The organism is Streptomyces sp. NPDC001770 (genome assembly GCF_053596135.1).
Genome location: NZ_JBSFFN010000013.1, coordinates 79,810 through 105,071 on the forward strand (window position 1 = coordinate 79,810; position 25,262 = coordinate 105,071).

Consider the following 25,262-nt stretch of genomic DNA (forward strand, 5'->3'; position numbering starts at 1 on the left):
TCACCCCTCCCGCGGCGGGAGCAGCACCAGTTTCCCGCGTACGTGCCCGGCCTCGCTGACCCGGTGCGCCTCGGCGGCCTCCGCCAGCGGGTAGGTGTGGTCGACCGGGATGCGCAGCTCGCCGAGGACGGCACGCCGGGCGTTGGCGGCGAGGCGTCCGGCGGAGGGGCCGCCGCCCCCGGCGGAGAAGGCGACGCCGAGCGCGGGGGCGTCGGCGTCGGCGATGGTGATCACCCGGTCCGTCGTACCGCCGCGCAGCTCGATGGAGTCGGGCAGCGCGCCCCGGCCGGCCGCGTCGAAGACCGCGTCCACACCCTGTGGAGCGATCGCGCGGACCCGCTCGACCAGCCCGGGGCCGTACTCCACCGGCGTCGCGCCCAGCACCCGCAGATAGTCGTGGTTGGCGGGGGACGCCGTGCCGATGACGGTCGCGCCCCGGGCCGTCGCCAGCTGCACGGCGGCCGAACCGACCGCTCCGGCCGCGCCGTGCAGCAGCAGCGTCTCCCCGGCGTCCAGCGCCAGTTCGTCGAGCACCCGGGAGGCGGTCTCGGTGGCCACCGGCAGCGCGGCGGCCACCTCCCACTCCAGGTCGGCCGGTTTGCGGGTGATCTTCTCCGGGGCGGCCAGCACCTCGGTGGCGTACGACCCCGTCTCGCTGTAGCCGAGCACCTCGTCGCCGGGGGCGAAGTCCGTGACGCCCTCGCCGACCTCCTCGACCACGCCCGCGAACTCGCTGCCGGGCGTCGCGGGGAGCGGGGTGGGGTGGGCCTGCTCCATCCAGCCCTTGCGGATCTTGTAGTCGAGCGGATTGACCCCGGTGGCCCGCACCCGCACCCGGACCCGGCCCGGCGCCACCCGCGGGGCGTCCACCTCCTTGAGCCGCAGCACCTCGGGGCCGCCGAACTCCTCGAACACGATCGCCTTCATCCCTGCTCCTGCTCCCCGCGCGCCGCGGTCCGCTCGTCGTCGCCCCCGTGCCGATCCTCGCGGCCGGACCCCGGGACTGCCTCCCGGGAGGCGCCGCCCGGGCCGTTCCGGGGCCGTTCCCCGGGGATGTCAGTGCCCGGTGCCAGACTCGGGGCCATGACGGAACGGTGGGCCCTGGCCGAGTCGGAGGGCGGCGGCGCGCTGCTCGTTCCGCTGGGCCGGGACGGGCGCCCGGCCGGTCCGGTGCGCCAGGAACCCGACCTCGCCGAAGCGGTCCGGGCGCGCCCCGAGGTGGTGCGCTGGGTGTGGCGGTCCACCGCCGCGGTCTACCCCCGGCTGCTCGCCGCCGGGGTCCGCGTCGAGCGGTGCTACGACATCGAGTGCGCGGAGCTGCTCCTCCTCGGCCACGAGGGGCGGCTCGGCGAACCCCGTTCCGCCGCGGCGGCCCTGGCCCGCCTCCGTAACGCCCCCGTGCCCGCCGACCCGCCGCCCCGCAGCGCCGACCCCGGGGCGCAGTCCCCGCTCTTCGAGCCGTCGGCGGGGGCGGAGGTGCCGTTCGAGGGGCTGCTCGACGTCTACGCGGACCAGTTGCGCCGTCACGCGGCGGCCGAGCACCCGGACCGGATGGTGCTGCTCACCGGCACGGAGTCGGCCGGGATGCTGGTGGCCGCCGAGATGAACCGGGCCGGGATGCCCTGGCGTGCCGATGTGCACCGGGCGCTGCTGAACGAGCTGCTCGGCGAGCGGTACGCGGGCGGCGGCGAGCCCCGCAGGCTCGCCGAGCTGGCGGACCAGGTGTCGGCGGCGTTCGGGCGGCGGGTGCGGCCCGATCTGCCGGCCGATGTGATCAAGGCGTTCGCCGGGGCCGGGATCAAGGTGACCTCGACGCGGCGCTGGCAGCTGGAGGAGATCGACCACCCGGCGGTGGAGCCCCTGATCGCGTACAAGAAGCTCTACCGCATCTGGACCGCGCACGGCTGGGGCTGGCTCCAGGACTGGGTGCGCGGGGGCCGCTTCCGCCCCGAGTACACGCCCGGCGGCTCGGTGAGCGGGCGGTGGACGACCAACGGCGGCGGGGCGCTCCAGATCCCGAAGGTGATCCGGCGGGCCGTCGTCGCGGACGAGGGCTGGCGACTCGTCGTCGCCGACGCCGACCAGATGGAACCGAGGGTGCTCGCCGCGATCTCCCGCGACCCCGGGCTGATGGAGGTCGCGGGACACGAGGGCGACCTCTACGCCGCGCTCTCCGACCGCGCCTTCCGGGGCGACCGCGACCAGGCGAAGGTCGCCCTGCTCGGCGCGGTCTACGGCCAGACCTCCGGAGACGGCCTGAAGAACCTCGCCGCGCTGCGCCGCCGCTTCCCGCTGGCCGTCGGGTACGTCGACGACGCGGCGAAGGCGGGCGAGGAGGGCCGCCTCGTACGGACCTGGCTCGGGCGGACCAGCCCGCCCGCCGCCGGTGCCGGGGACGACGGCGAGGCGGGGCTGCCGCAGGAGGGCGGCGCGGACGAGGAGGACGGCTCCGGGGACGGCCGGCGGGGGTACGGCTTCACCCCCGGGTACGCCTCCTCCGACGCGCGGGCCCGCGGCCGGTTCACCCGTAACTTCGTGGTGCAGGGCAGCGCCGCCGACTGGGCGCTGCTGCTCCTCGCCGGGCTGCGCCGCACGCTCGCCGGGGAGGCACTCCGGGCGGAACTGGTGTTCTTCCAGCACGACGAGGTGATCGTGCACTGCCCTGCCGAGGAGGCCGAGCGCGTGGTGCGGGCGATCCGCGAGGCCGGTGAGCTGGCGGGGCGGATCGCCTTCGGGGTGACCCCGGTGCGGTTCCCTTTCACCACGGCGGTGGTGGAGCGGTACTCGGACGCGAAGTGAGGGGCCAGGGTCCGCAGCGCGAAGTGAAGCGACGTGCAGTCAGGATCGGGTCCGGCGGTGACGCGAAGTGGCGCTCCCGCGCCCGCTGTTCGCGGGGCGCGGGCGCTCTTGCCGTACGGAGACCGCTACTTCATCTGGAGTTTGCGCCACTTCGGGGAGGTGACCAGTGCTTTGAGCTCCTCGATGGAGAGCGCGGGATCGGTCCGGGTGGCCGTCCCGTCCTGCCGGTCCGCGTTGAAGGCCATGACCACGACCCGCATGCCGTCGGGGTACATGAGGTCGGCCGTCCACTGGACGATGCCCTGCCCGCCCTTCTCGCCCGGCGCCTTCCGGACCGCGAGCAGCGCCCCGCCGGGCAGTGTCTCGGCGCTGCCGTACAGGTCGCCCGCCACGTCCCGCATGTCGCGCTGGACGTTGATCCCGACGAGGGACTGGCCCTTGCCGTCGTCCACGACCAGCTCGGCGTACTCGCTGCCCTCGTCGTGCTGTTTCCGGACCACCGTGACGTCGTGCGGGAGCAGCTTCAGGAGCGTGGGCATCAGCGCGGAGTAGTCGAGCTCGGGGGTGCGGCTCGGGGCGGACGAGGGGGTGGGCGAGGGGGCGGGGGACGCGTCCGCCTCGGCCCGCAGGCGCGGGATCAGGGTCTCCCACCGGTCGGACCGGGCCAGGGCGGTCAGCGCCGCTCCGTCGACCGGCGGCGCGGAGCGGGCGGGTGCGGCACCGCTGCCGAGCACCCCGCTGTAGACGCGGACATCGAGGGTCACCTCGCCCTTCGTCGTACGGAAACGGTTGCCGACGAGGCCGTTGCCCTTCGGCTCGGACGAGCTCGCGGTGGCCGGGCAGCCGTCGTCCGACCGCGTTCCCGTCGTCCCGTCCGGGCTGTCGGCCGGAGGCGCGTCGATCTCGTCGAAGGCCCAGGCCACGCCCTCGGGCGCGTCTCCCGCACCGTCCGACCCCGACAGGCAGAGGTGGTCCGTGGTGTTCCCGCCGGTGCCCGGCACCAGCCACTTCGTCGGGTAGAGGGAGGCGGTGACGGTTGCGGGACCGTCCCCGTCGTCGTACACGACGGAGGCCCTCGCCCCGGTGACGGTGACCTCGGTCCTGCCGCCAAGGGCATTCGCGACGTCGGCCTTCATCGGCGCCCAGCCCGCTTCGGTGCCGACACCGGACCCCTGGGAGACCTTCCCTCCGGGCAGCAGCGCGGTCAGCGTCCTCACCATCTCCTCGCCGGAGATGCCGGTCCCGGTCTTCCTGCCGGAGTTCCCGCCCCCTGCGCCCGGGGTCACCGCGTTGGCACCGGAGGCCAGTGCGGTCCCGGATCCGGAGCCCCCGACCAGCCCGGTCGCCAGACCGCCGCCGAGGGCGACGAGCGCGAGGGCGAGCGCGCCCCCGGTGACGGCGGCGGCCCGGCGCCGCCGCACACCTCGCCGGCCGATCTCGACCGCACCGTCGAGCAGCGCGGTCCGGTCGGGGATCACGAAGGAGTCGCCGGCGCGGCGGAGTTCTCCGCTCAGGTCGTCTTCAAAGGGCATGGCAGAGTCACCGTTCTCGTTCGGTGGAGGCAGCGTGGGTCGGGTCGGGCTGTCGGCGGGACGGCGGGGCCGGCCGGCTCAGTGCGTGGCGAACTCGGCGAGGGTGCCGCCGAGCAGGGTGCGCAGCCGGGACAGCGCCCGTACGCACCGGGTCCGTACGGCTGCCGGGCTCGTCCGGAGGGCCTCGGCGGTCTGTTCGACGCTGCGGTCCTCCCAGTACCGCAGCACCACCACCGCACGGTCCTTCGGGGCGAGCCGGTCGAGGGCGTCGAGCAGCGTCACGCGCAGTGCGGGATCCGCCCCGGCGGGAGCGGGGGCGGCGTCGGGCAGCTCCGCGAGCGGGCGTTCGCCGGCGGAGCGGCGTCTGCGGTGCGTGAGGAAGGCGCGGACGAGCACCGTCTGGGCGTACGCCGCCGGGTTGTCGATCCGGTGGACGCGGCCCCACAGCATGTACATCCGGCCGAGGGCCTCCTGGACGAGATCCTCTGCGAGGTGCACATCACCGCCGGTCAACAGGACGGCCGATCGGTACAGTTGGCCCGCGCAGCTCGCCGCGAACTCCCTGAAGTCCTCGACCCGTGACTTCCTCATGCGTTCCCCCGTCTCCCACGGCCGGTCCAGCCGTGCGCCCCCACTCCTTCGACGCGATGGGGCCGGAAGAATGTTTCACGCGAACATCAGTCAATTTTCCGGCGGTTGTCCGCCCCCGGAACGAACGGGCCGATCCCGGTTCCCCCCGCCGCTCCCCAACCCCGGTGCGCGCGGGTAGGTTCGGCGCCATGGACACTGGTCAGCTACTGGGTTCGGGACGCAGCGCCGACGTGTACGCACTCGACGACTCCTGGGTCCTGCGCCGCTACCGCGACGACGCCGACACCACCCCCGAACTGGCGGTGATGTCCTACCTCTCCGCGTTCGGCTTCCCGGTACCGCGCATCGGGCCGCCGGCCGAGGGGGCGGGCCCCGGCGATCTCGTGATGCAGCGGCTGACCGGCCCCACCATGGCCGAGGCGCTCACGGCCGGTTCCCTGGACGCCCGGCAGGGCGGCGAGATGATCGCCGGGCTGCTGCGGGAGCTGCACGCGCTGCCGCCACGCCTCTCCCCCGATCCGGAGGTCCGCATCCTCCATCTCGACCTGCACCCCGAGAACGTGATGCTGACCGGGCACGGGCCGGTGGTGATCGACTGGAGCAACACCACCGAGGGCTCGCCCGGGACGGACCGCGCCATGTCGGCCCTGATCCTGGCGCAGGTCTCCCTCACCCCCGGTTTCCCGGCGGCGGAGGGGGTGCGCCTCCTGCTCACCGCGCTGCTCGACGCCATGGCCGCAGACGGGGGGATCGCCGGGGCGGACCTCGCCGGGGCCGTCGCCCGCCGCTCGTCGGACCCGTACCTCTCCGCCGCCGAACAGGCCGTACTGGGCGAGGCGGCGGCGCTGGTGGCCGGGCACGGGAGGTGACGGGACGGCGGCGGGGGGCACGGTGGTTCGACCCCGAGGTGGTCCGCCAGCTCATCCGCCGCCGCCGCGACCCGCTCGCCCGCCTCACCCCGCGCGAACAGGAGGTCCTCGCGCTGATGGCGGAGGGCAGGTCCAACGCGTCGATCGCCGACGCCCTCACCGTCAACGAGGGCACGGTCAGCAAGCACTTCGGCTCGATCCTGACCAAGCTCGACCTCACCCTCTCCGAGGAGACGAACCGCCGGGTGCTGGCCGTACTGGCCTACTTGCGCGGCTGACCGGGCGCGGAGGCGACGGCCGCGCCCCGGCCGGTGGTCATCGCGGCGGCCGCGAGGGCCGTCGCCGCCAGGATCGCCCCGGCGACGAGCAGGGCGGCCCGCACGGCGTCGCGCGGAGCATCCGTACCGGCGAGCGCCTCCGCCGCACCGCTGCCGGCCGTACGGGCGAGGTAGACACCGCCGACGACCGCGACACCGAGGGTGCCACCGAGCTGCTGGACGGCGTTGAGGAGTCCGGCGGCCGTACCGGTCTCCTGCGGCCCGACACCACTGAGCGCCACGGTGAAGAAGGGGGTCGTGAACAGTCCGGTGCCCACGCCGGCGACGACGAGCGCGGCCGGCAGGAACACCGGGTACGCGCCGGGGCCGCTCGCCCCGTACGCGAGGAAGGCCGCCAGGAGACCGGCCGCGAGGACCGCGGTGCCGGCGTGCAGCACGCGCGCGCTCCCGTACCGGGGGACGAGCCGGGCGCCCGCCACCCAGGAGCCGGCGGCCAGCCCCACCGACCAGGGCAGCAGCGTCAGCCCGGCGGCGAGCGGCCCGCGGCCCAGGCCCAGTTCCAGGTGGAGCACCACCACGATCATGACAGCGTTCATCACGGCGAAGAACAGCGTCGACGTGCCGAGCGCCGCCGGGAACGCGCGGCCCCGCAGCAGAGCCGGTTCGACCAGCGGAGCCCGGCCCCGGCGGGCGGTACGGCGCTGCTGGACGACGAACCCCGCGAGGACGAGGACTCCCGTCCCCGCGCTCACCCAGGCGGCGGGCCCCGGGGTGCCCGTACCGCCGGTCAGCGGGCACACCACCAGGGCGATGCCCGCCGCCGCCAGCAAGGTCCCGGCCGGGTCCAGGCGCGGGCGGACCGGGGCGCGGTCCTCGCGCAGACGCGGCGCGAGCAACAGCACGACGGCGGCGAGCGGGAGGTTGACGAGAAAGACCGCGCGCCAGGACGAGCCGAGTACGTCGGCATGGGTCAGTACGCCGCCGAGCACCGGACCGAGCACGGCGGACAGGCCCATGACCGGGCCGATCGCGCCGAGCGCCCTGGGCAGTTCCTCACCGTCGAACATCGCCCGTATCAGCCCGAAGGTCTGCGGGACGATCAGTGCGGCGGCGACCCCCTGGAGCGCGCGCAGTCCGATCAGCGCCTCCGGGCCCGGGGCGCACGCGCAGGCCGCCGAGGTGACCGCGAAAGCCACCACGCCGATACGGAAGACGCGGCGCCGCCCGGCCCGGTCGCCCAACCGGGCACCGGTCAGCAGCGCCAGCGCGAACGCGAGGGTGTACGCGGCGCTGAACCACGGGATGGTGGCCTCCGCACCGCCGAGACGGGCGTGCACCACCGGAGCCGCGACCTGGACGATCGTCGCGTCCAGCAGGTTCATGGCCTCGGCGACCAGCACCGCGACCAGGGCGGACCAGCGCCGCGGGAAGGGTGTGTCCGGCACCGGGTCCGGGCCGGGACCGGTGGGTGTGCTGCGGCACGACGTACGGGACATGGCGCTCCCCCTGCGGAACGGGTGACGGCGGTGACGGCGGCCGGTGCCCGGCGGGCCGTGGCGGAGGACCAGGGTTCCGCGGCGCCCTCGCCGAACTCCAATTCCGAAGCCGAAAAAGGCGATTACTTCCATCCGGCTCGGCTACTTTGATGAATGTGCTCGTACTGGACGACCTGGACCGCTGCCTGGTCCACGCCCTGCACGTGAACGGGCGGGCGCCGTTCACGCTCGTCGCCGAGGTCATCGGCTGTTCCACGCAGACCGTGGTCCGCCGCTACCGGCGGCTGTACGCGCAGGCGGGTCTGCGGGTGGTCGCGCTCCCCACCCCGCGCAGCTCGGGAGCCGACCAGTGGTTCGTGCGTCTCACCGCCGCGACCCGTACCGCGCACGACATCGCCCTCGCGCTCGCCCGCCGCCCCGACACCTCCTGGGTACGGCTCACCTCCGGCGGCACCGAGATCGTGGCCGTCATCCGCACCGCCCCGGCGGGCCCGGACGCCCACGCGCTGCTGCTCCGGGACATCCCGCGCACCGCCGGAATCACCGCGGTCTCCGCGCACTACCTGCTGCACACCTACCTCGGCGGCCCGGCCGCCTGGCGGGGCAGGGTCGACGCGCTCGACGCGGAACAGCAGACGCGGCTGCGCGCCGAAAGTGTCTCGGGCGCCGGTACGGCCCCCGGGCCGGCCGCGTCCGCCTACCTGTTGACCGACGCCGACCGGCTGCTCCTGGAGGCGTTGCGCGACGACGCCCGGGCCGGCTACGCCGACCTCGCCGCCGCCACCGGCTCGACCGCGTCCACGGTGACCCGCAGACTCGCCGAACTACGGGCGCGCGGCGCGCTCTTCTTCGACGTGGACGTGGACCCGGCGCTGCTGGGGGCGACCGTCTCGGCGCTGCTCTGGATGCAGGTGGCTCCCGCGCACCTGGACGAGGTCGCCCACGCACTCGCGGAGCACGAGGAGTTGGCGATGGTGGTTGCCACCACCGGTCCGACCAACCTGGTCGCCCAGGCGCTCTGCCGGGACACCGAGGAGCTGCACCGCTATCTGACCCGGAAGGTGGCCTGGAGCACCATCGACCGGATCGAGACCGCCCCGGTGCTGCGTACGTACAAGGCGGCGGCGACCCTGCGCAGCGGCTGGGGTTGAGCGGTGTACGGGCACCCGCGCGCCGGAAGCCCGTACCCCTGGGGGGATACGGGCTTCCGGCATCGGGGCGGCCCGGCTCAGCCGCCGGTGATCACCTTGTTCTTCGCGAGACTCTCCGTCCGCGAACTGAACGTGGTGCGCAGGGACTTCGCGGTCTTCTCGACACCGGAGGCATCCGCGCCCGACTTCTTCGCGGCGGCTACCAGGGTGTCGAGGGTTCCGGCGCCGTACCCGGAGCCGTAGTACTGCTCGTACAGCTTCTTGTACGCAGCGTGGTAGACGGAGTCGAAGGCGTCGGCCGCGAGGAACCGCTCCTTCAGGGCGTTCCCGCCCCTGCCGCCCCCGCCGCCCACCCGTCCGCCGGGGACACCGGCTGCCTGGCCGCCGTTGCCCTGGCCTGCGGTGTCCTGGGCGCCGTCGCCCTGACCCGCGGTGCCCTGGGCGACAGGGGGGCCGCCCTGTCCGCCACCGGGGAACCCCCCGTCGGCCGGAAGCTGCGCTCCGTCGGGGGCGCCCTGGCCACCGGCCGCGTTCCGGCCGCCTCCGGCCGCGTCCCGGTCGCCTTCGGCCGCGGCGCCGGGCATCGCGCCCGCGCCGCCTCCGCCACCGCCGAAGCCGCCCATGCTGGTGCTGTCGTCGGGCCCGCTGGTCGCGTCGCCGCTGAAGGTCAGGTTGAAATCCCAGCCCAGTACGGAGAACTTCTTCGTACCCAGGTCGTACCAGAGCACGTAGTTGTTCCCCGGCCCCGCCATGTCGTCGAAGTTCAGGATCAGGTTCTGCGTCGCCACGTACTGGGCGAAGGAGTCGACGTCCACGTACGTGTGGAGGTCCGCGGCGAACTCCTTGTCCGACGCCTGGTCCACCCACTTCAGCAGCCGCATCACCGGGGCGAGGTCCTGGCTGCCCTTCTTGTTGAGCTGGTTGAAGGACTTCTCGTAGTCGGTCGGGTCGTCACCGACGTAGTCGAAACTGCCGCCCGCACGGGCCTTGTACGCGACCCCGTCGCCGAGGACCCGCTGCTCCACGTAGTCCTTGCTCGGGTTCTCCACCATCAACCGGGTCGCCGCGGGGCGGTTGTTGACGGTGAGGGCCACGAAGCCGAACTCCTCCGCGGGCTGCTCCGACCTGGCCATGAGGGAGAGCGACAGGGCTTCGTTGAGGGGCAGTTGATCGTCCACACCTGGGCGCAGGGAGATCTCCCGGTGCCCCTGGTACGCACGCCCGTCCACGTACTCGTCGATCTTCACGAGCCATGGGAGTTCCTCGGGCCTGTCGGCGGAGAGGTCGTACTGCGCCATCCCGCCACCGCCCGCCCGCATCCCTCCCCCGGCGGCCTGCTGACCGCCCTGGGCCTGGCCTTGGGTCTGGCCTTGGGTCTGGCCTTGGGTCTGCCCCTGCTGAGGAGCCTGCTGCTCCTGGCCCTGGCCTTGCTGAGGCGCCTGCTGACCTTGGCCCTGGCCCTGCCCCTGGCCCTGCTGAGGAGCCTGCTGACCTTGGCCCTGGCCCTGCCCCTGGCCCTGCTGAGGAGCCTGCTGACCTTGGCCCTGGCCCTGCTGACCGCCCGGTCCGCCGAACCCTCCGGCCCCGCCGCCGGGTCCCGCGCCGGAGCCGCGGAGGCTCTGGAGCGTCGAGTTCCCCTTGAGGCGGATGCCGACGTCGTTGAGGTAGGTACCGTCGATGGTGAGGTCGGCCTCGATGTAGTCCTTGGCGCCGTCCTTCTCGTACCGCTTCATCATCGTGTCGAAGTCGGTCTGGTCGTACTCGATCCGGAAGGTGTGCGCGGCCGTCGTGTCGTACAGGCCGACCGTGCCCGGCAGGTTCTCGGTGATGGTGTCGGCGTCCTCGGCGGAGGCGCTGGTGACGAACGGGGTGACCCGGGCGTCGGAGAAGAAGACCAGGAGCACGGCGAGTCCCGCACAGAGCGCGCCGACCGGCTTCCAGTGGTGGCGCACCGGCAGCGGTATGCGGTGCGCCAGCCGCTTGCGGGGCGGGGCGTGCCGTTCCTCGCGGGCGTCCCCCTCCACCTCCGCCATCACAGGTCCGTCTGGTCGTAACCGGTGAGCACGGTGACGCGCTGGCCCCTCGTGCGCTCCTGGAGCGCGGCGACCAGCTCACCCGGCTCATGGCCCTTCTTGATGCGCACGGTGTAGAACACCTCGGTCAGCGTGCCGCCCCGGATGGACTCGGTGCTCACCAGCTCGAACTCGTCGGTCAGGCGCAGCAGTACGTCCTGGATGCTCTGGGTGTGGTCCTCTCCGGCGGGGAGCTGGACCTTGACGACCTGGCGCTGCACGTTGAGGGCGAACAGGTCGAACCGGCTCATCAGGAAGATGATCAGCGCGATGACGACGCCGCCGACCGCGGCCAGGGTGTAGAAGCGGGCGCCGCACGCCATGCCGATCGCCATCACCAGGAAGATGAAGCCGACGTCCCGGGTCTCCTTGACCGCGTTGCGGAAGCGGACCACGGAGAGCGCGCCGACGAGGGAGAAGGCGCGGGCCAGGTTGGAGCCCACGACCAGCATGATCAGGGCGACGACCATGCCGACGACGACCAGGGTCTGGACGTACGACTGGCTGTACGAGACGTTCTTGTGCGTGGCCCGGTAGACGTAGCCGATCACGGTGGAGAGCACGAAGGACAGGGTCATCGCCAGGACGATGTCCATGACACTGAATGTGCCGCTCAGGTCCTGCAGGTCGAGATTCACGGTCGGACAGCCTCCGTCGGGCGCCCCGGAGCGGGGAGTCGGGTGGGGGAAGCGGCGAACGGGGTTCCGTCGCCGGTGATGTGGTGGGCCGGAGCCGGCGGGAGGTCTTCCTCCCGTACGTGGAACACCGAGCGGGGTGCGAGCCCGAACGCCTCGATGGACTGGACGTACTTGGACACGCGGATCAGGCTGAGATTGCGGCGGGCGGCGAGATCGGTGACCCAGTGCGGGGTGCGCTCGTTGACCTTGATCTCCATGACCGACATGTGCGGCGGGATCGTGAAGCGGTTCTCCGCGTCGGCGGTACCGAAGTGGAAGTCCCGGTCGCGGCCCCGGATGCGCCGGTCGAAGGTGACGCGCAGACCGGTGTCCTGGTCGCGGCCGACCAGGGCCTCGCGCTGGTAGCCGGTGATGGCGGTGGGCTGGAGGTTGAGGCGTACGGCGAGTTCGAGGACCTCCTCGACGAAGGCGGCCTCCTTCGGCGAGTGCTCGATCACCTGCCGGTCGTCGCACATCCGCCGGGCCGTCTCGTACGGGAGGGTGATGCGGCGCTTCTGGGTGACCCGGTTGACCCGCTGCTTGATCTCCACGCAGACCGGCGAGGCGTCGGTGATCCCGTCCAGGTCGCCGTAGTGCCGGATGCGGAGCTTGCGGCGGAACTTCAGGCCCTCGATCTTCTCCCAGTAGAAACGGAGTTGAGGGGTGTCGTAGTAGAGACTCCAGACGCCGTAACCGCCGACCGGACTGTGCGGGTCGCGGTCCATGCGCTCACCCAGCTCGTCCCGTATGTCGGCCGCCTGCTCGACGGGGACCAGGTACTTGAGCTCGTACCGGTTGAAGGCGTGCAGCCGGCTGGCCACCCGCAGCGCCTCCTCGCCGGCGAGCCCCTGCCCGGCCCCATGCCCTGACCCCGGCCCCGGCCCCGGCCCCGGCCCCGGCCCGGTCACGGAGGAGGCGCTCGCCGCGCCGGCCGCTCCGGCCGGCGTACCGGCCCTTCCCCGCTCGACGGCCTTCGTGCCACGAGCCTCTGGACGCAGTCGCCCCAGCCAGCCAGTCATGGCTCCCCTTCATGCCGTTCGCTTCTCTTCCTCCAGGTAAGGAATCGGCAAAAGATGAGGAACTTATGAAATCCTTATCTGAATGACCTGAGTACACGGAATGAACACAAGGTGAACACGAGTTGACTCCCGGCCGGTGCGGCGCTCCGTATTCCGGTACGGGTTCCCCCGCGAACCGATGGGCATTGATCACGTACGGGATCCAGCACGGGACGCGCCGCGAAAGAATGCGGGGAAACGTGTCCCGGCAAGGGAACGGACGGGAAGAGGCAGCAAGATGACCGCACCGCACGCGGGGAACACCCCCTGGCTCCGCCGCTACCACGCCGCCGGGGCGGACGCCGTGACCCTGGTGTGCTTCCCGCACGCCGGCGGCTCCGCCGGCTGGTTCCACCCGTACTCGGCGGCCCTCGCACCCGAGGTCGGGGTGGTGGCCGTCCAGTACCCCGGGCGGCAGGACCGCCTCTCGGAGCCGTGCGTCGAGGACCTCGGCGAGCTCGCCGAGGCCGTACACCGGCAACTCCTCGCGCTGCCGGGCCCTTTGGCTTTCTTCGGCCACAGCATGGGTGCCTCGCTGGCGTTCGAGGTCGCCCGGCGGCGCGAACTGGAGGGGGCCGAGGCACCGTTGATGCTCTTCGTCTCCGGCCGCCGCGCCCCGGACACCCGCCGTGCCGAGACGGAACCGGTGGGCTCGCTGGACGACGCGGGTCTCCTCGCGCGGATCAAGAGGCTCGGCGGGACGCACACCCAGCTGCTGGTGGACCCCGAGATCGTCGACCTGGTGCTGCCCGCCGTCCGGGGCGACTACCGCGCCCTCGAGAACTACAGCTGCCCGCCGGGCACCGTCCTGCGCTCCCCCCTCACCGTGCTGACCGGCTCCGAGGATTCCCTCACCACCGCCGAGGAGGCCGACGCCTGGCGCCACCACACCAGCGGCACCTGCACCGTGCACACCTTCCCGGGCGGCCACTTCTTCCTGGAGCCCGAGTCCCGCGCCGTACTCACGACGATCACCGACGCCCTGGCGCGCATCGACGCATAGCGGATCCCCGGAACGCATGACGGAGCCCCATGACGCATAGGGGAACCCCGGAACGCACGGCGGAACCCCAGGACGCACGGCGGAACCCCGGGGCGCATGGCCGCCCCCGGACCGTGGGGTACGTCACGCCCGGCCGCGGATCGGGCAGGCGGCCCCGGCTCACCGGGTACCGCCCGGCCGGGCTCCCCGGCCCGCCCCGAGCGGCCCCCGGGCGGCTCGGCGGGGCCGGGCACCCGGCGCCGCCCGGCCCGCCCAGCAGCAGGTCACCGCCGCCGAGTTGGCGGTGACCTGCGAGGATGCCTCCGGTCCCACGGACCCGCCGGCCCACCAGCGCCACAGCGGATGCAACCGTTCCGCGAGAGTGGGCCGTAGCTCCCGTCGATCATCCACCCGAGGCCTCTTTGGCCGAAAGGCCAAAGCCCCTCGATACTTTCTGGCGGATATTCTCACCCCCGCACGGTCGGCACTCAGCATGATCAGGTCGACGACCAGTGGCGTACGGCCTTGACCCGCCGGACACCACCTACAGCGCGGAGCGAGAGGAGCGGTGCCATGGAGACGGTCCGGACGATGCCGGGCAACGGTCCCGGTGGCGGCCTGAAGCACAGGCTGACCAGGCGGCAGGACGTGTCCGCCGAAGTGCCGTCCGGCAGTGAGCTGCGGCGCACGATGGGCATGTGGCAGCTGACCCTGCTCTCCGTCGGCGCCACCCTCGGCACCGGCATCTTCGTCGTCCTCGGCGAGGCGGTGCCCGAGGCGGGCCCCGCGATCATCGTCTCCTTCGTCCTGGCCGGCGTCACCGCGCTCTTCTCGGCCCTGTCGTACGCCGAGCTCGCGGGCATGATCCCGCGCTCGGGGTCCTCGTACAGCTACGCGTACGCCACCCTCGGGGAGCTCGTCGCCTGGGTGTGCGGCTGGTGTCTCATCCTGGAGTACGGGGTGTCGGTCGCGGCGGTCGCCGTGGGCTGGGGGCAGTACGTCAACGAACTGCTCGACCTGGTCTTCGGCGTCACCCTCCCCGACTCGCTCGCCGCTCCGCCCGGCGCGGGCGGGGTCGTCAACGTGCCGGCCGCCGTCATCGTCGTCCTCTCCATGGTGGTGCTGCTGCGCGGCGCCAAGGAGAGCGCGGTCGCCAACGTCGTCATGGTGGGCGTGAAGGTGGCCGCCCTGGTGATGTTCTGCGCCGTCGCGTTCACGGCGTTCCGGGCGGGCAACTTCACTCCGCTCTTCCCGCTCGGTGCCGCCGGGATGAGCGCGGGCGCCGCCTCGCTCTTCTTCTCGTACATCGGCTTCGACGCCGCCTCGACCGCCGGTGAGGAGGCGAAGAACCCGCAGCGCGACCTGCCGCGCGCGATCATCCTCTCGCTGGCCCTGGTCACCTTCCTCTACGTGGTGGTCGCGGTGGCCGCGCTCGGCGCGATGCCGTGGGGCCTCTTCGAGGGCACCGAGGCCACGCTCAGCGAGGTACTCGTGCGGGCCGTCGGCGGCGGCAGTCTCTGGCCGATCCTGCTGTCGATCGGCGCGGTCGTGGCGACCACCAGCGTGGTGCTCACCGTGCAGTACGGGCAGATCCGCATCCTGTTCTCCATGTCCCGCGACGGACTGATGCCGCCGGTGTTCTCCCGGGTGCACGCGAAGAGCGGGGTGCCGCGCGCCAACACGGTGATCGTCTCCTCGTTCATCGCCGTACTGGCCGCGCTCGTCCCGCTGGGCAGCCTCGCCGACGCCACCAGCATCGGCACCCTGTTCGCGTTCGGCCTGGTCAACATCGCCGTCATCCTGCTGCGCCGCCGCAACCCGGACGCGCCCCGCAGCTTCCGGGTGCCGTTCTCGCCGGTGGTGCCGGTGCTCGGCGTGATCTGCTGCGTGTACATGCTCTTCAGCCTCGGCACGGACACCTGGATCACCTTCGCCGCGTGGATGGTGGTCGGACTGGCGGTGTACGCGCTGTACGGGATGAAGCACTCCGCGCTGAACGGTACGAAGGCCCAGGACCGGGCGCTCTCCGAGGAGCACGCGAAGGAGCACCAGTCGTGACCGCCGGGCCCCCCGCCCCCCTCGACCTCACCGCCGGCGTCGTCGCGCTGACCCGCTCCCTCGTCGACCTCCCCTCCGAGAGCGGCGAGGAGGGCCCCCTCGCGGACGCCGTCGAAGCCGCCCTGCGCACCCTGCCCCACCTGAGCGTGGAGCGGATCGGCCACTCCGTCGTCGCCCGCACGACGCTCGGCCGCCCCGAGCGGGTGATCCTCGCCGGCCACCTCGACACCGTGCCCGCCGCGGACAACCTGCCCGCCCGGCTCGACGGCGAGCGGCTGTACGGACTCGGCGCCTGCGACATGAAGGGCGGCGTCGCGGTCGCCCTGCGGCTGGCGGCGGCGCTCACCGCACCGGCCCGCGACCTCACGTACGTCTTCTACGAGTGCGAGGAGGTCGAGGGCGACCGCAACGGTCTGCACCGCATCGCCGCCGAACGCCCGGAGCTGCTGCTCGACGCCGGCCTCGCGATCCTGATGGAACCGTCCGACGCGGGCGTCGAGGCCGGCTGCCAGGGTGTGCTGAGCGCCGACATCACCGTGCGGGGTGCCCGCGCCCACACCGCGCGCGCCTGGATGGGCGTCAACGCCGCGCACCGCGCCGCGCCGGTGCTCCAGCGCCTGGCCGAGCACACGCCGGAGCGGGTCCTCATCGACGGGCTGGAGTACCGGGAAGGACTGAACGCCGTCGCGGTCCGCGCCGGGGTGGCCGGGAACGTCGTCCCCGACAGCTGTGTCATTTCCCTCAACGCCCGCTTCGCGCCCAGCCGTTCGCCGAAGGAGGCGGAGGAGTACGTGCGGTCGCTCTTCCCGGCGGCCCGGTTCCCGCCGGAGGAGTACGCGTTCGTGGTGACGGAGGCCGTGGCGGGGGCGCTGCCGGGCCTCGATCAGCCCGCGGTCGCCTCGCTGATCGGCGTACTCGGCGCCGAACCGCGCCCCAAGCTGGGCTGGACCGACGTGGCCCGGTTCACCGAACTGGGCGTGCCCGCACTGAACTTCGGCCCCGGCGATCCCTCCTTGGCGCACACGCCCGGGGAGTTCGTGCCGGTGGACCAGCTCGCGCGGTGCGAGGAGCGGCTGGGCGCCTGGCTGACCTCGGCCTGACGAGAGGCCCTACGCCGCCCCCGACAGCCGGGCGCTCAGCCAGAGCACCAGCCGCTCGTCGGGGTCGTCCAGGTCCAGGCCCACGTGCTCCCTGGCCTGCCGCAGGCGGTACCGGCAGGTGTTGGGGTGCACGGCGAGCCGCTCGGCCGCGCCCGCCATGTCGCACCCCGCGTCGAGCCAGGCGAGCACCGTGCGGGCGTACTCGGTGCCGTGCGTCGCGTCGTGCGCCACCGTCCGGGCCCAGGCGCCTCCCTCGAACTCCCTCCGCCCGGCCATCAGTTCGCCGAGGCGCAGCAGGGTCACCCGGGCCTGTACGTCCTCCACCAGCGCGACCGGGCGCCCGTCGTCGACGCAGCGCAGGACCAGGTCGGCGTCGGCCCGGGAGTCCGCCACCCGCGCCAGCCCCGCGACCAGGGCCCCGAGTCCGCCGCGTACGGGCATCCGCAGGGCCTGACCGGCCCGGTCCACGATGTCCTGCGCGAGCTGCCGGTGGCGGGCCGCGCCGCGCTCGCCGACCGCCGGGAACAGTGCGTACACCACCCCGTCGACGAGGACGCAGGCGTGCCGCCCGTACCGCGCCTCGCACTGGAGCCGTACGAGGTCGAGCAGGCGCAGCGCCGTCTGCTCGACGTCCGGCGCGGTGCTGGCGCCCGCCGGGACGAACGCCGCCACCCGCACCGGGTCGGTGCCGGCGCCGAGGCCGAGGCGGTGCGCGGCGCCGCCCGGGTCGACCGTGCCGTCCAGGACCCGGCGCAGCAGGTCGCCGCCGAGGTGGCGGGCGAGCTCCTGGGCGGCGCGGGCCCGCAGCAGCAACAGGGCCGCCGTGGAGGCGCCCTGGGCGAGGGCCTCCTCCGCGTCGGGCGCGAGCGTGCCGTCGTCGACCACCCAGACGGAGCCGAGCGTCTCGCCGCCCGCCCGCACGGCGACGGCGATCCGGGGCAGGTTGTCGTCGTCGAGCGCGGGCAGCCGCAGGGGCGCCGGGGCGGCGAACATGGCCCGGTACTGCTCGGCGTTCTCCGGGCTGTCGGGGACCTGGAGGCCGAGGATGCCCTGCCGCCGGTCCTCGTCCACGGCCTGTCCGGGCACGGTGGAGTAGGCGAGGATCCGCTGGCGCGGGTCCTCGACTGCGGTGGCCCCGCCGGTCGCGGCGGCGATGGCGTCGGCCAGGGCGAACAGGTCCCCGGCGGCGGAGGGCGTGCCCCCGGACCGTGCGCCGGCGGCCGAGGAGAGCAGCAGGTGGACCCGGTGCCAGGCCGCGTCCTCGTCGACCGCGAGCAGCGCGATCCCGGCTTCCTCGGCCGCCTCGGCGGGCCCGTCGGCACCCCGTACGACCACGGCCGCCATGCCGGCCGCCGCCGCGGCGTGCAGCAGGGGGCCCGCCGCCGGGGGGCGTACCCCGACCGCGAGGAGCACGGCGCCGGGGGCGGGCGGGAGCGGCGCGTCGGCGTCGTACAGCAGGATCTCGCCGGCCCGCACCCCGAGTCCGCCGGGGGAGGCGACGGCCCGGACGGAGGATCCGCCGAGGACGTCGAGCAGATCGCTGAGGGTGGGGGCGTCCATGGGGCCTCTCCATTCGCAGGGCGCGATGCGCGGTCCGCTGGTTCGCCGGTCCGTCGGCCGGTTCGCCGGTTCGCCGGTTCGCCGGTCCAGCGGTCCGCCGGTTCGGCAGCGGTTCAAGCCTTTGGCCGATCGCAACACGACTTTAGGTGGCCCTTGTCCCTATGGACAACCAGTTCCGGGAGGGGCGCGCGGAGACTCGAGACATGACAGCGACACCCTCAGTACGCGACCGGGCCGCGGCCACCGCGCGCGCGGCCGGAGTCACCACCCGCACCGTCCACGGCGTGTCCGGCGTCGCGGCCGTCGCCGACTTCTTCAGCGACGTGTGGCAGACCCCGCGCAGCACTCCGCCCTACCCGGCCGAGGTGCTGCACAGCCTCGTGCACGCGGGCGGCGCGGTGCACGCCGCGTACACGGAGCAGGGCGAGCTGTGCGGCGCGGCCGTCGCCGTGTTCGGGGAGCCGTCTGCGCTGGACGTGTACTCCTTCGTGGCCGCCGCCCGCACCAGCGACCGCGGTGTGGGGCTCGCCGTGAAGGAGGCGCAGCGGGTCTGGGCCCTCGACCGGGGTGCCCGCACCATGCGCTGGACGTTCGACCCGCTGGTGGGCCGCAACGCCCGCTTCAACCTGGTGAAGCTGGGCGGTGCGGGCACCGAGTACCTGGTGGACTTCTACGGTCCGATGGCCGACGGGCTGAACGACGGCGACGAGAGCGACCGCCTCACCGTCACCTGGGACCTGACCGCCGGGGACCGTACCCCCTCCGGGACGGCGGAGCCCGCCGCCGGTACGCCCGTCGTCCTCGCCACCGCCCCCGACGGCGCCCCGCTCGCCGTCCGCGCCGGGGAGACCGTCCGCTGCCGGGTCCCCGACGACATCGTGGCGCTGCGCGCCGCCGACCCCGCGCTCGCGCTGCGCTGGCGCCACGCCGTCCGCGCGGTCTTCACCCGGGCGTTCGCCGACGGGTACACCGCCACCTCGATGTCCCGAGACGGCTGGTACACCCTCACCGGCTCACCGAACCAGGAAGGCACCCCGGCATGAAGCTGGACCGCGTCGAACTCGTCCACGTCGCCATCCCCCTGGTCACCCCGTTCCGTACCTCCTTCGGAACGATGACCACCAAGGACACCTTCCTGCTCCACGTCGTCACCGACGAGGCGGAGGGCTGGTCGGAGTTCGCCGCCGACCCCGAGCCGCTGTACTGCTCCGAGTACGTCTCCGGCGCGGAGACGGTGATCCGCGACTTCCTGCTCCCCCGAGTCACCGCCCGGCCGGAGCTGACGACGGCCGCCCTCGCCCCCGCCATGGCGAAGGTCAAGGGCCACGAGCTGGCGAAGGCTGCCCTGGAGACGGCCGTGCTCGACGCCGAGCTGCGGGCCCACGGGATGTCCCTCGCCACCTACCTCGGCGCCGTCCGCGACCGGGTGCCCGCCGGGGTGTCCGTCGGCATCAAGGACTCCGTCCCCGAGCTGCTGGACGATGTCGCGGGCTACCTCGCCGAGGGTTACGTCCGGATCAAGCTGAAGATCGAACCCGGCTGGGACGTCGAGCCCGTCCGCGCGGTCCGGGCACGTTTCGGCGACGCGCTGCCGCTCCAGGTGGACGCCAACACCGCCTACACCCTGGCCGACGCCGAACACCTGCGCCGTCTGGACGAGTTCGGCCTGCTGCTCGTCGAGGAGCCGCTGGAGGAGAACAACCTCCACGCCCACGCCCTCCTCCAGCGCCGCATCGCCACCCCCGTCTGCCTCGACGAGTCGCTGCACAACGCCCGCGACACCGCCTCCGCCATCGCCATGGACGCCTGCCGGGTCGTCAACATCAAGCCCGCCCGGGTCGGCGGCTACCTGGAGGCCCGCCGCCTGCACGACGTCGCCGCCGCGCACGGCGTGCCCGCCTGGTGCGGCGGCATGCTGGAGACCGGCATCGGCCGCGCCCCCAACCTGGCCCTCGCCGCCCTTCCCGGCTTCACCCTGCCCGGCGACACCTCCGCCTCCAGCCGCTATTTCGCCGAGGACATCACCGAGCCGTTCGTCCTCCAGGACGGCCACCTCCCGGTCCCCGCCTCCCCCGGCATCGGCATCGCCCCGCTCCCCGACGCCCTGCGCCGCTTCACGACGGCACGGCGGGATCTGTACGGAGGTGCCGCGGGGCGGTGAGCCTCCTGCCGCCCCGGCTCCCGGCGCCCCGCACGCCACTTCGCACGCCGAGGCAGACGGCCAGGCACGGGCCGGACCCGGCCGCAGGAATCCCCGGGCGCGTCCGCGCCGGACCCGGTGGGCGACGAACGCGTTGGGGGCGAATGGTTCCCCTCGCGCGGTACGGCTCGCGCCCACGGAGGCCGCGGCCCGCCGCACGCGGTCCGGCCCGGCCGCCGCATGCCGAAGCCCGGACCGGAGACCTCCCGGTCCGGGCTTCGGCGTTGGTTCTCGGTGACGCGGATCCGCCGCCACCGCCCAAGTCCCGCCCGTCAGTTGTCGCCGGAGTGCGACGGCCCGAAGAACTCGATCTCCGCGACGGCGACCTGCTTCTTCGAGGAGGTGTGGTACGCGGACTCGATGGTGAAGCGGACCTTGGTGACGTCGTCGTAGCGGAAGTTGCGGGTCTGGCTCCCCGCCCCGTCGTCCAGGGTGAGCCGGCTCCGCGTGGTCTCGCCGCTGGACCGGGTGACGGTGACGTCGATGCGGTGCGGGAGGGCCTGCTCGGTGTTCTTGTCGGCGCGCTTGGAGACGCCCGGCGTGACCAGCACGTTCAGCAGCCGGGTCGGGGAGTCGAAGGACGCCTCGATCCACTGGCCCTGGCCCGACTCGGAGACCCCCGGGCCCCACCAGGTGTTCTCGATCTTGTCGAAGGAGGAGTCCGGCTTGTGGCCCGGGTAGGAACGGGACGCGGAGACGTGGTCCGGGGAGAGGGGGGCGCGCTTGGCGAAGTGGTCGCGGGTCGCCCGGATGCCGTCGGGGATGTGGACGGCCGCCACGATCACCAGGGTCAGCACGATCGCCGCCCCGACCCAGCTCAGCACCCGGTCGAAGGTACGGCGCACCCGGGGCCGGTCGCCGGCCCACGGGGTCTCCCGGTTGCTGGAGTCGAACAACCGCCGCCACCAGGGCAGTCGGCGGCCCGGCGCGTGCTCGTCGCCGGCCATGGGCATCGCGCACCGGGTGCAGTAGTGCCGGTCGGGGCGGTTCCGGGTGCTGCACCAGGGGCAGGGGGTGCCCCCGTCGAAGCCGAGCTGCTCACCCGGGGCCTGTACGGACTGGGGGCGCTGGGGGGCCGGCCGGCCGGGCAGGACCGGGGCGACCGACGGGGCCACCACGGGGCTGGGGTCGGCGACCGGGACGATGAGGCGGCGGGCGCGGTCCGACATGCCGCGGTCGTCCGCACCCGTGCCCCGGTCGTCCGCACCCGTGCCCCGGTCGCCGGCCCCTCCGGCGGGCCAGTCGTCCCCCGCGGCTCCGGCGGGCCAGTCGTCCGCGGCTCCGGCCGCGCCTCCGTCGGCGCGCCTGGCCGCCATGTGGGCCGCCCAGTCGTCCGTCACCCCCGGGACCTCCCGGGTGTCGGGCTCGTCGCGGTCGTCGTACGCGCCGTGTCCGGAGGGCCCGGTGCGCTCCGCCGGGGCGGCGTGCCGGTCGTCGTGCGCCGCCTCGCGCGCGCCGTCCTCCGGGGAGCCGGCGCGGGCGGGGGGCCCGGCGTCCAGTGGCTGCCGGGACGGCCGGGGCAGCCCCGCTCCGCCGCCGGGGCGGGCGAAGGCGTCCCAGCCGGCTCCGGCGGGCGCCGGGCCGTCGGACCGGGAAGCCCGGTCCGGTGACGGGGCCGTCCGGTCGGCGGACGCGGGCGCCGGGCCGTCGAACGCCGCTTGGTACGGCGGCACTTCGACTGCCGTCCCCTGGGCGCGGGCGGTGCTCGCGGCGGCGGCCGGGGCCCCGCGGTCGGCCCAGCTCAGTACGGCCCCGCACGCGTCGCAGAACGACTGGCCCGGTTCCGCGCGGGTGCCGCATTCTGCGCAGTTCTGCGTGGTCATCTCTCCGAGGTCCTTTCGGACGGATCGCCGGCGGTCACCTGGACCGTGTACGGCATGTGGGCGGGCCGGGCGGCGGCCACGATGCCTTCCAGGCGGTACTGGTCCGCCTTGGTCGGATCGGGCAGCCTCAGGTGTACGTGCAGATGCGGGCGCGGGGCACCGGGGATCGGGCCGAGGGGGCGCGCGGTCCAGTCGGCCGCCCCGCTCTCGGTGATCTCCGGTGCGACGCCGAAGGCGAGCCGGACCGTCTCGGCCAGGCCGCGCCGGGTGCCGCGGATGCGGTGGAGGTAGGCGGCGGTCGCCACGGCGGTGCGCAGCAGCGCCTCGGGTTCGGTGCCGTCGGTCTCCGCGCCGACCCAGGCGGTGAGCCACCGGACGAAGTCCAGGGGCGCCAGCGAGGGCCGGAAGTAGGAGTCGACGCAGTCCAGCGCGGTGTGGATGGGCGCGACCACCTCGTCGAGCCCGGCGACGAAACGCAGGGCGAGGTCGTCGTCGGCGAAGACGGCGGGCAGCATCGCGCCGATCGGCGCCGACGAACCGAGTCCGTCGATCGAGCCTCTCATCCGCGGCTCCCGCTGCGGTCGTTGTCCGTCGAGTCCCCGATGACGCGGACTCGGTGGTCGTACGAGAACACCAGCGACGGCGGTGACAGGTCGATGCGGTTGGTCGCCTCGCCGCGCTTTCCGGTCAGCGGGTCCGCGGGGTAGAGCACGACCTCGTCCACCAGCTCGACGCCGGGAATCCGCTGGAGCACCGCGAAGGCCTCGCCGGCCTGCACGGGCCGTCCGAACGGCCAGCCCCTGCCGTCCGCGCCGCCGGTCAGCGGGTCGAGGTGCTGGTAGAGGGCGTCGTGGACCCGTCGGCGTACCAGGTCGGTGTCGACGCCGCGGAAGGCGTGCACGGTGGCGACGACGGTGACGCCCTGGTAGAACGGCGGGCCGACCGCCAACCGGGTCCCGATCAGGCGCCGTTCGTCCAGGTGCCGGGTGATGCGCTCCAACAGCGCGTCACCGGGTACCAGTTGCTCGAACCGGAGGCGGCCACCCGGGTCCGGTACGGCCTGCGGGACCACCAGCACGCGTACGGCGTAGGCACCGTACTCGCTCTCCTCGCCCTCCAGGCAGGTGATGCGCGCGGTCTCGGGTGCGGCCCGGCGGGCCAGCTCCTCGTAGTCGCGCAGGGTCACCGCGCGCTCCTGGGCGCGCAGGGTGATCGGGGCGCGGACCTTCGCCTCCTCGACCGTCTCGCCGTCCACGCCGCCGCGTGCGGCCTCGCGGTTGACGACCTCGGAGACGTACGGGATGGAGGTGCGCAGCACCTGTACGGCGCCGCGCGCCACGTTGCCGGCCCGGCCGCCGCCGGTGCGGTAGCGGTGGGCGCGGACGGGTGAGCCCTTGGGTGCGGCCATCCCGTACCGGCGCAGGGTGCCGTCGGGTTCACGCACCGCGGGTCCGAAGGCGATCTCGCCGGTGGCGGCGTCCACGGTGACGTGGCGGTCGTACGGGCCGGAGGCCGCGAAGTGCGGGACGACCTCCCAGTCCGTCCAGCCCTCGTGCTCGGCGGTCTGGAGCAGCACCGGCGGGTTGTCGCCGACGACGGGCCCGTGCGTGAGCCGCAGCCGCTGGCCGGGCAGCCCGGTGGACTCGCCGAGCGCTTCGTCGTAGACGGTCTCGGCGTGGACGACGGGGGCGGTGCCGCCGATGGTGAAGCCCTCGGCGGACCGGACGGTGGGCGAGGTGGTGTAGAAGGGCTGGCCGGGGTGGGGTTCGGTGACCCGGCACCGCAGCCAGCCGGCCTCCTGGCCGGCGTTGCGGGAGAGCACGTGTCCGCCGGGGACGTGCAGGACCACCTCACCGGGCCGGTTGAGGCCACCGGTGCCGTCCCGGTCGACCTCGCAGAGCTGCCAGCCGTCCTCGGTCCACGCCTCCCACACCAGGGGCGGCTGCCGCGGGTCCACGCCGACGCCGTCGACCCGGCTGTCCAGCTCCAGGGCGACCGCGCAGTGCGGCACGGCGCTGGTCAGGCCCAGCAGCATGCAGTCGCCCGGGGACGGCGACTCGGAGAAGCAGAGCACGTCCTTCTCGTCGTCCGCGAGGTCGTGCGTGCGGTCCAGGGCCGCCTCGCCCCGCCGCTGCACCAGGAGATGACTCAACGCACTGTTCCAGACAGTGAGTTCGCGCTCGGTGGCGAACACGACCGCTTCCTCGTCGCCGGTGCGCGGGGTGGCCACCTCGGTGCCGAGCGGTACCGTCACCGGCTCCTCCTGCGGGGCGGAGAGCCAGAAGGTCACGTCCGTACGGGCGGCGGACGGCGGGAACAGGGTGATGCCGACCAGGTCCAGGAAGGCCAAGTGGTTCTTCTCCGGGACCCGGTTGAGCCGGTAGACGACCTCGTCGGCCATGTGCGCGACCGTCTCGACGAGGGTGATGCCCGGGTCGGAGACGTTGTGGTCGGTCCACTCCGGGGCGCGCTGCTGGATGTAGCGCTTGGCGTCGTCGACGAACTGCTGGAAGCGGCGGTCGTCGAGGTTCGGGGAGGGGAGGGCCATCAACGGTCGCTTTCGGGAGAGTTGTCCGGGTGGGGGCCGGTGTCGGGCTCGTCGTGGGACGGGATGACGTAGAACGGGAAGACGAGGCTGCGGGGGTTGTTGGTGCCGCGGATCGAGTAGCGGACGTCGATGTAGAGGACGGACTGGTCGGCGCCCACGGTGACGTCGACGTCGTCGACCTCGATGCGCGGCTCCCAGCGGTCGAGGCTGGCGTACACCTCGTGCTGGATCCGGCCCGCGGTCTGCTCGTTGACCGGCGCGAACACCAGGTCCTGGATGGCGCATCCGAAGTCCGGCCGCATCGGCCGCTCCCCGGGCGCCGTCGACAGGACCAGCCGGATCGCCTCCTCGACCTCCCGCTCCCCGCTGACCAGGGCGATCCCGCCGGTGGGCCCGATGCGCAGGGGGAAGGACCAGCCGGACCCGACGAACTGTTCGGCCATCAGGCCTGCTCCTGCCTTCTGTTGC

At 73.7% G+C, this 25,262-nt stretch carries 20 protein-coding genes and 1 pseudogene; 9 read left to right on the forward strand and 12 right to left on the reverse strand.

All coding sequences use genetic code 11. The annotated features are described in order from the left end of the window. Nucleotides 1-927, reverse strand: a complete 927-nt coding sequence (locus tag ACWCSV_RS14270; RefSeq protein WP_451141916.1) for an NADP-dependent oxidoreductase — start codon at nt 925-927, stop codon at nt 1-3. Nucleotides 928-1,083: 156 nt separating this feature from the next. Here ACWCSV_RS14270 and ACWCSV_RS14275 point away from each other — a divergent pair, with 156 nt between their 5' ends. Next, on the forward strand, nt 1,084-2,799 hold the full coding sequence (locus ACWCSV_RS14275) for a bifunctional 3'-5' exonuclease/DNA polymerase (RefSeq protein ID WP_451141918.1): 1,716 nt from the start codon (nt 1,084-1,086) through the stop codon (nt 2,797-2,799). Between the two features lie 125 nt (nt 2,800-2,924). Here the strand turns inward: ACWCSV_RS14275 and ACWCSV_RS14280 are convergent, their stop codons facing one another. After that, nucleotides 2,925-4,331: a hypothetical protein gene (locus ACWCSV_RS14280; RefSeq protein ID WP_451141920.1), complete on the reverse strand. Its 1,407-nt coding sequence runs from the start codon at nt 4,329-4,331 to the stop codon at nt 2,925-2,927. A gap of 78 nt (nt 4,332-4,409) precedes the next feature. Further along, the gene (locus ACWCSV_RS14285; protein WP_451141922.1) at nt 4,410-4,922 is read right to left on the reverse strand and encodes a SigE family RNA polymerase sigma factor; all 513 of its coding nucleotides are present in this window, start codon (nt 4,920-4,922) and stop codon (nt 4,410-4,412) included. A gap of 188 nt (nt 4,923-5,110) precedes the next feature. On the opposite strand from ACWCSV_RS14285, the gene ACWCSV_RS14290 reads away from it, so the two are divergent. Together ACWCSV_RS14290 and ACWCSV_RS14295 are read left to right on the forward strand one after the other, a co-directional pair. Continuing rightward, nucleotides 5,111-5,791: a phosphotransferase gene (locus tag ACWCSV_RS14290; RefSeq protein ID WP_451141924.1), complete on the forward strand. Its 681-nt coding sequence runs from the start codon at nt 5,111-5,113 to the stop codon at nt 5,789-5,791. 7 nt (nt 5,792-5,798) lie between these two features. Then, nucleotides 5,799-6,069 (forward strand): annotated as a pseudogene (locus tag ACWCSV_RS14295) (helix-turn-helix domain-containing protein); the annotation flags it as partial. Here ACWCSV_RS14295 and ACWCSV_RS14300 read toward each other — a convergent pair. Further along, on the reverse strand, nt 6,054-7,565 hold the full coding sequence (locus tag ACWCSV_RS14300; RefSeq protein ID WP_451141926.1) for an MFS transporter: 1,512 nt from the start codon (nt 7,563-7,565) through the stop codon (nt 6,054-6,056). The pseudogene ACWCSV_RS14295 and the gene ACWCSV_RS14300 sit on opposite strands and share 16 nt — an antisense overlap. A 149-nt stretch (nt 7,566-7,714) precedes the next feature. On the opposite strand from ACWCSV_RS14300, the gene ACWCSV_RS14305 reads away from it, so the two are divergent. Next, nucleotides 7,715-8,716: an Lrp/AsnC family transcriptional regulator gene (locus ACWCSV_RS14305; RefSeq protein WP_451141928.1), complete on the forward strand. Its 1,002-nt coding sequence runs from the start codon at nt 7,715-7,717 to the stop codon at nt 8,714-8,716. A 77-nt stretch (nt 8,717-8,793) separates the two neighbouring features. Here ACWCSV_RS14305 and ACWCSV_RS14310 read toward each other — a convergent pair whose 3' ends face one another. Genes ACWCSV_RS14310 through ACWCSV_RS14320 form a run of 3 tightly spaced genes read right to left on the reverse strand, consistent with a single transcriptional unit; the run spans nt 8,794 to nt 12,286 of the window. Next, nucleotides 8,794-10,749 carry a CotH kinase family protein gene (locus ACWCSV_RS14310; protein ID WP_451141930.1) on the reverse strand — a complete coding sequence of 652 codons (1,956 nt, stop codon included), beginning with the start codon at nt 10,747-10,749 and terminating at the stop codon, nt 8,794-8,796. After that, complete coding sequence (locus ACWCSV_RS14315) at nt 10,749-11,426, reverse strand: DUF4956 domain-containing protein (protein WP_451141932.1); 678 nt, start codon at nt 11,424-11,426, stop codon at nt 10,749-10,751. The genes ACWCSV_RS14310 and ACWCSV_RS14315 overlap by 1 nt, the downstream gene beginning before the upstream one ends. Continuing rightward, nucleotides 11,423-12,286: a VTC domain-containing protein gene (locus tag ACWCSV_RS14320; protein WP_451141934.1), complete on the reverse strand. Its 864-nt coding sequence runs from the start codon at nt 12,284-12,286 to the stop codon at nt 11,423-11,425. The genes ACWCSV_RS14315 and ACWCSV_RS14320 overlap by 4 nt, the downstream gene beginning before the upstream one ends. 475 nt (nt 12,287-12,761) lie before the next feature. On the opposite strand from ACWCSV_RS14320, the gene ACWCSV_RS14325 reads away from it, so the two are divergent. The 3 genes from ACWCSV_RS14325 (at nt 12,762) to dapE (ending at nt 16,663) form a co-directional block, all read left to right on the forward strand. Then, nucleotides 12,762-13,526: a thioesterase II family protein gene (locus ACWCSV_RS14325; RefSeq protein WP_451141936.1), complete on the forward strand. Its 765-nt coding sequence runs from the start codon at nt 12,762-12,764 to the stop codon at nt 13,524-13,526. A gap of 552 nt (nt 13,527-14,078) precedes the next feature. Continuing rightward, nucleotides 14,079-15,563, forward strand: coding sequence for an amino acid permease (locus ACWCSV_RS14330; RefSeq protein WP_451141938.1), 1,485 nt, complete (start codon nt 14,079-14,081; stop codon nt 15,561-15,563). Then, nucleotides 15,560-16,663 (forward strand): succinyl-diaminopimelate desuccinylase, encoded by a 1,104-nt coding sequence (dapE, locus tag ACWCSV_RS14335; RefSeq protein WP_451141940.1) that lies wholly within the window; start codon nt 15,560-15,562, stop codon nt 16,661-16,663. The genes ACWCSV_RS14330 and dapE overlap by 4 nt, the downstream gene beginning before the upstream one ends. A 9-nt stretch (nt 16,664-16,672) precedes the next feature. On the opposite strand, the gene ACWCSV_RS14340 is transcribed toward dapE, so the two are convergent. Continuing rightward, a complete protein-coding gene (locus ACWCSV_RS14340; protein WP_451141942.1) occupies nt 16,673-18,223 on the reverse strand; it encodes a PucR family transcriptional regulator in 1,551 nt (516 codons plus the stop codon). Nucleotides 18,224-18,426: 203 nt separating this feature from the next. On the opposite strand from ACWCSV_RS14340, the gene ACWCSV_RS14345 reads away from it, so the two are divergent. Further along, nucleotides 18,427-19,266 (forward strand): chorismate synthase, encoded by an 840-nt coding sequence (locus ACWCSV_RS14345; protein WP_451141944.1) that lies wholly within the window; start codon nt 18,427-18,429, stop codon nt 19,264-19,266. Then, nucleotides 19,263-20,384, forward strand: coding sequence for an o-succinylbenzoate synthase (menC, locus tag ACWCSV_RS14350; protein ID WP_451141946.1), 1,122 nt, complete (start codon nt 19,263-19,265; stop codon nt 20,382-20,384). The genes ACWCSV_RS14345 and menC overlap by 4 nt, the downstream gene beginning before the upstream one ends. Nucleotides 20,385-20,695: 311 nt before the next feature. Here the strand turns inward: menC and ACWCSV_RS14355 are convergent, their stop codons facing one another. The 4 genes from ACWCSV_RS14355 to ACWCSV_RS14370 are packed head-to-tail and all read right to left on the reverse strand — an operon-like array spanning nt 20,696 to nt 25,237. Further along, entirely contained in the window at nt 20,696-22,246 is a 1,551-nt protein-coding gene (locus tag ACWCSV_RS14355) for an NADase-type glycan-binding domain-containing protein (protein WP_451141948.1), read from the reverse strand. Next, complete coding sequence (locus ACWCSV_RS14360) at nt 22,243-22,809, reverse strand: phage tail protein (RefSeq protein WP_451141950.1); 567 nt, start codon at nt 22,807-22,809, stop codon at nt 22,243-22,245. Before ACWCSV_RS14360 ends, ACWCSV_RS14355 begins: the two co-directional genes overlap by 4 nt. Beyond that, the gene (locus ACWCSV_RS14365; protein ID WP_451141952.1) at nt 22,806-24,794 is read right to left on the reverse strand and encodes a putative baseplate assembly protein; all 1,989 of its coding nucleotides are present in this window, start codon (nt 24,792-24,794) and stop codon (nt 22,806-22,808) included. The genes ACWCSV_RS14360 and ACWCSV_RS14365 overlap by 4 nt, the downstream gene beginning before the upstream one ends. Further along, on the reverse strand, nt 24,794-25,237 hold the full coding sequence (locus ACWCSV_RS14370; RefSeq protein ID WP_451141954.1) for a GPW/gp25 family protein: 444 nt from the start codon (nt 25,235-25,237) through the stop codon (nt 24,794-24,796). Before ACWCSV_RS14370 ends, ACWCSV_RS14365 begins: the two co-directional genes overlap by 1 nt. Between the last annotated feature and the right edge of the window lie 25 nt (nt 25,238-25,262).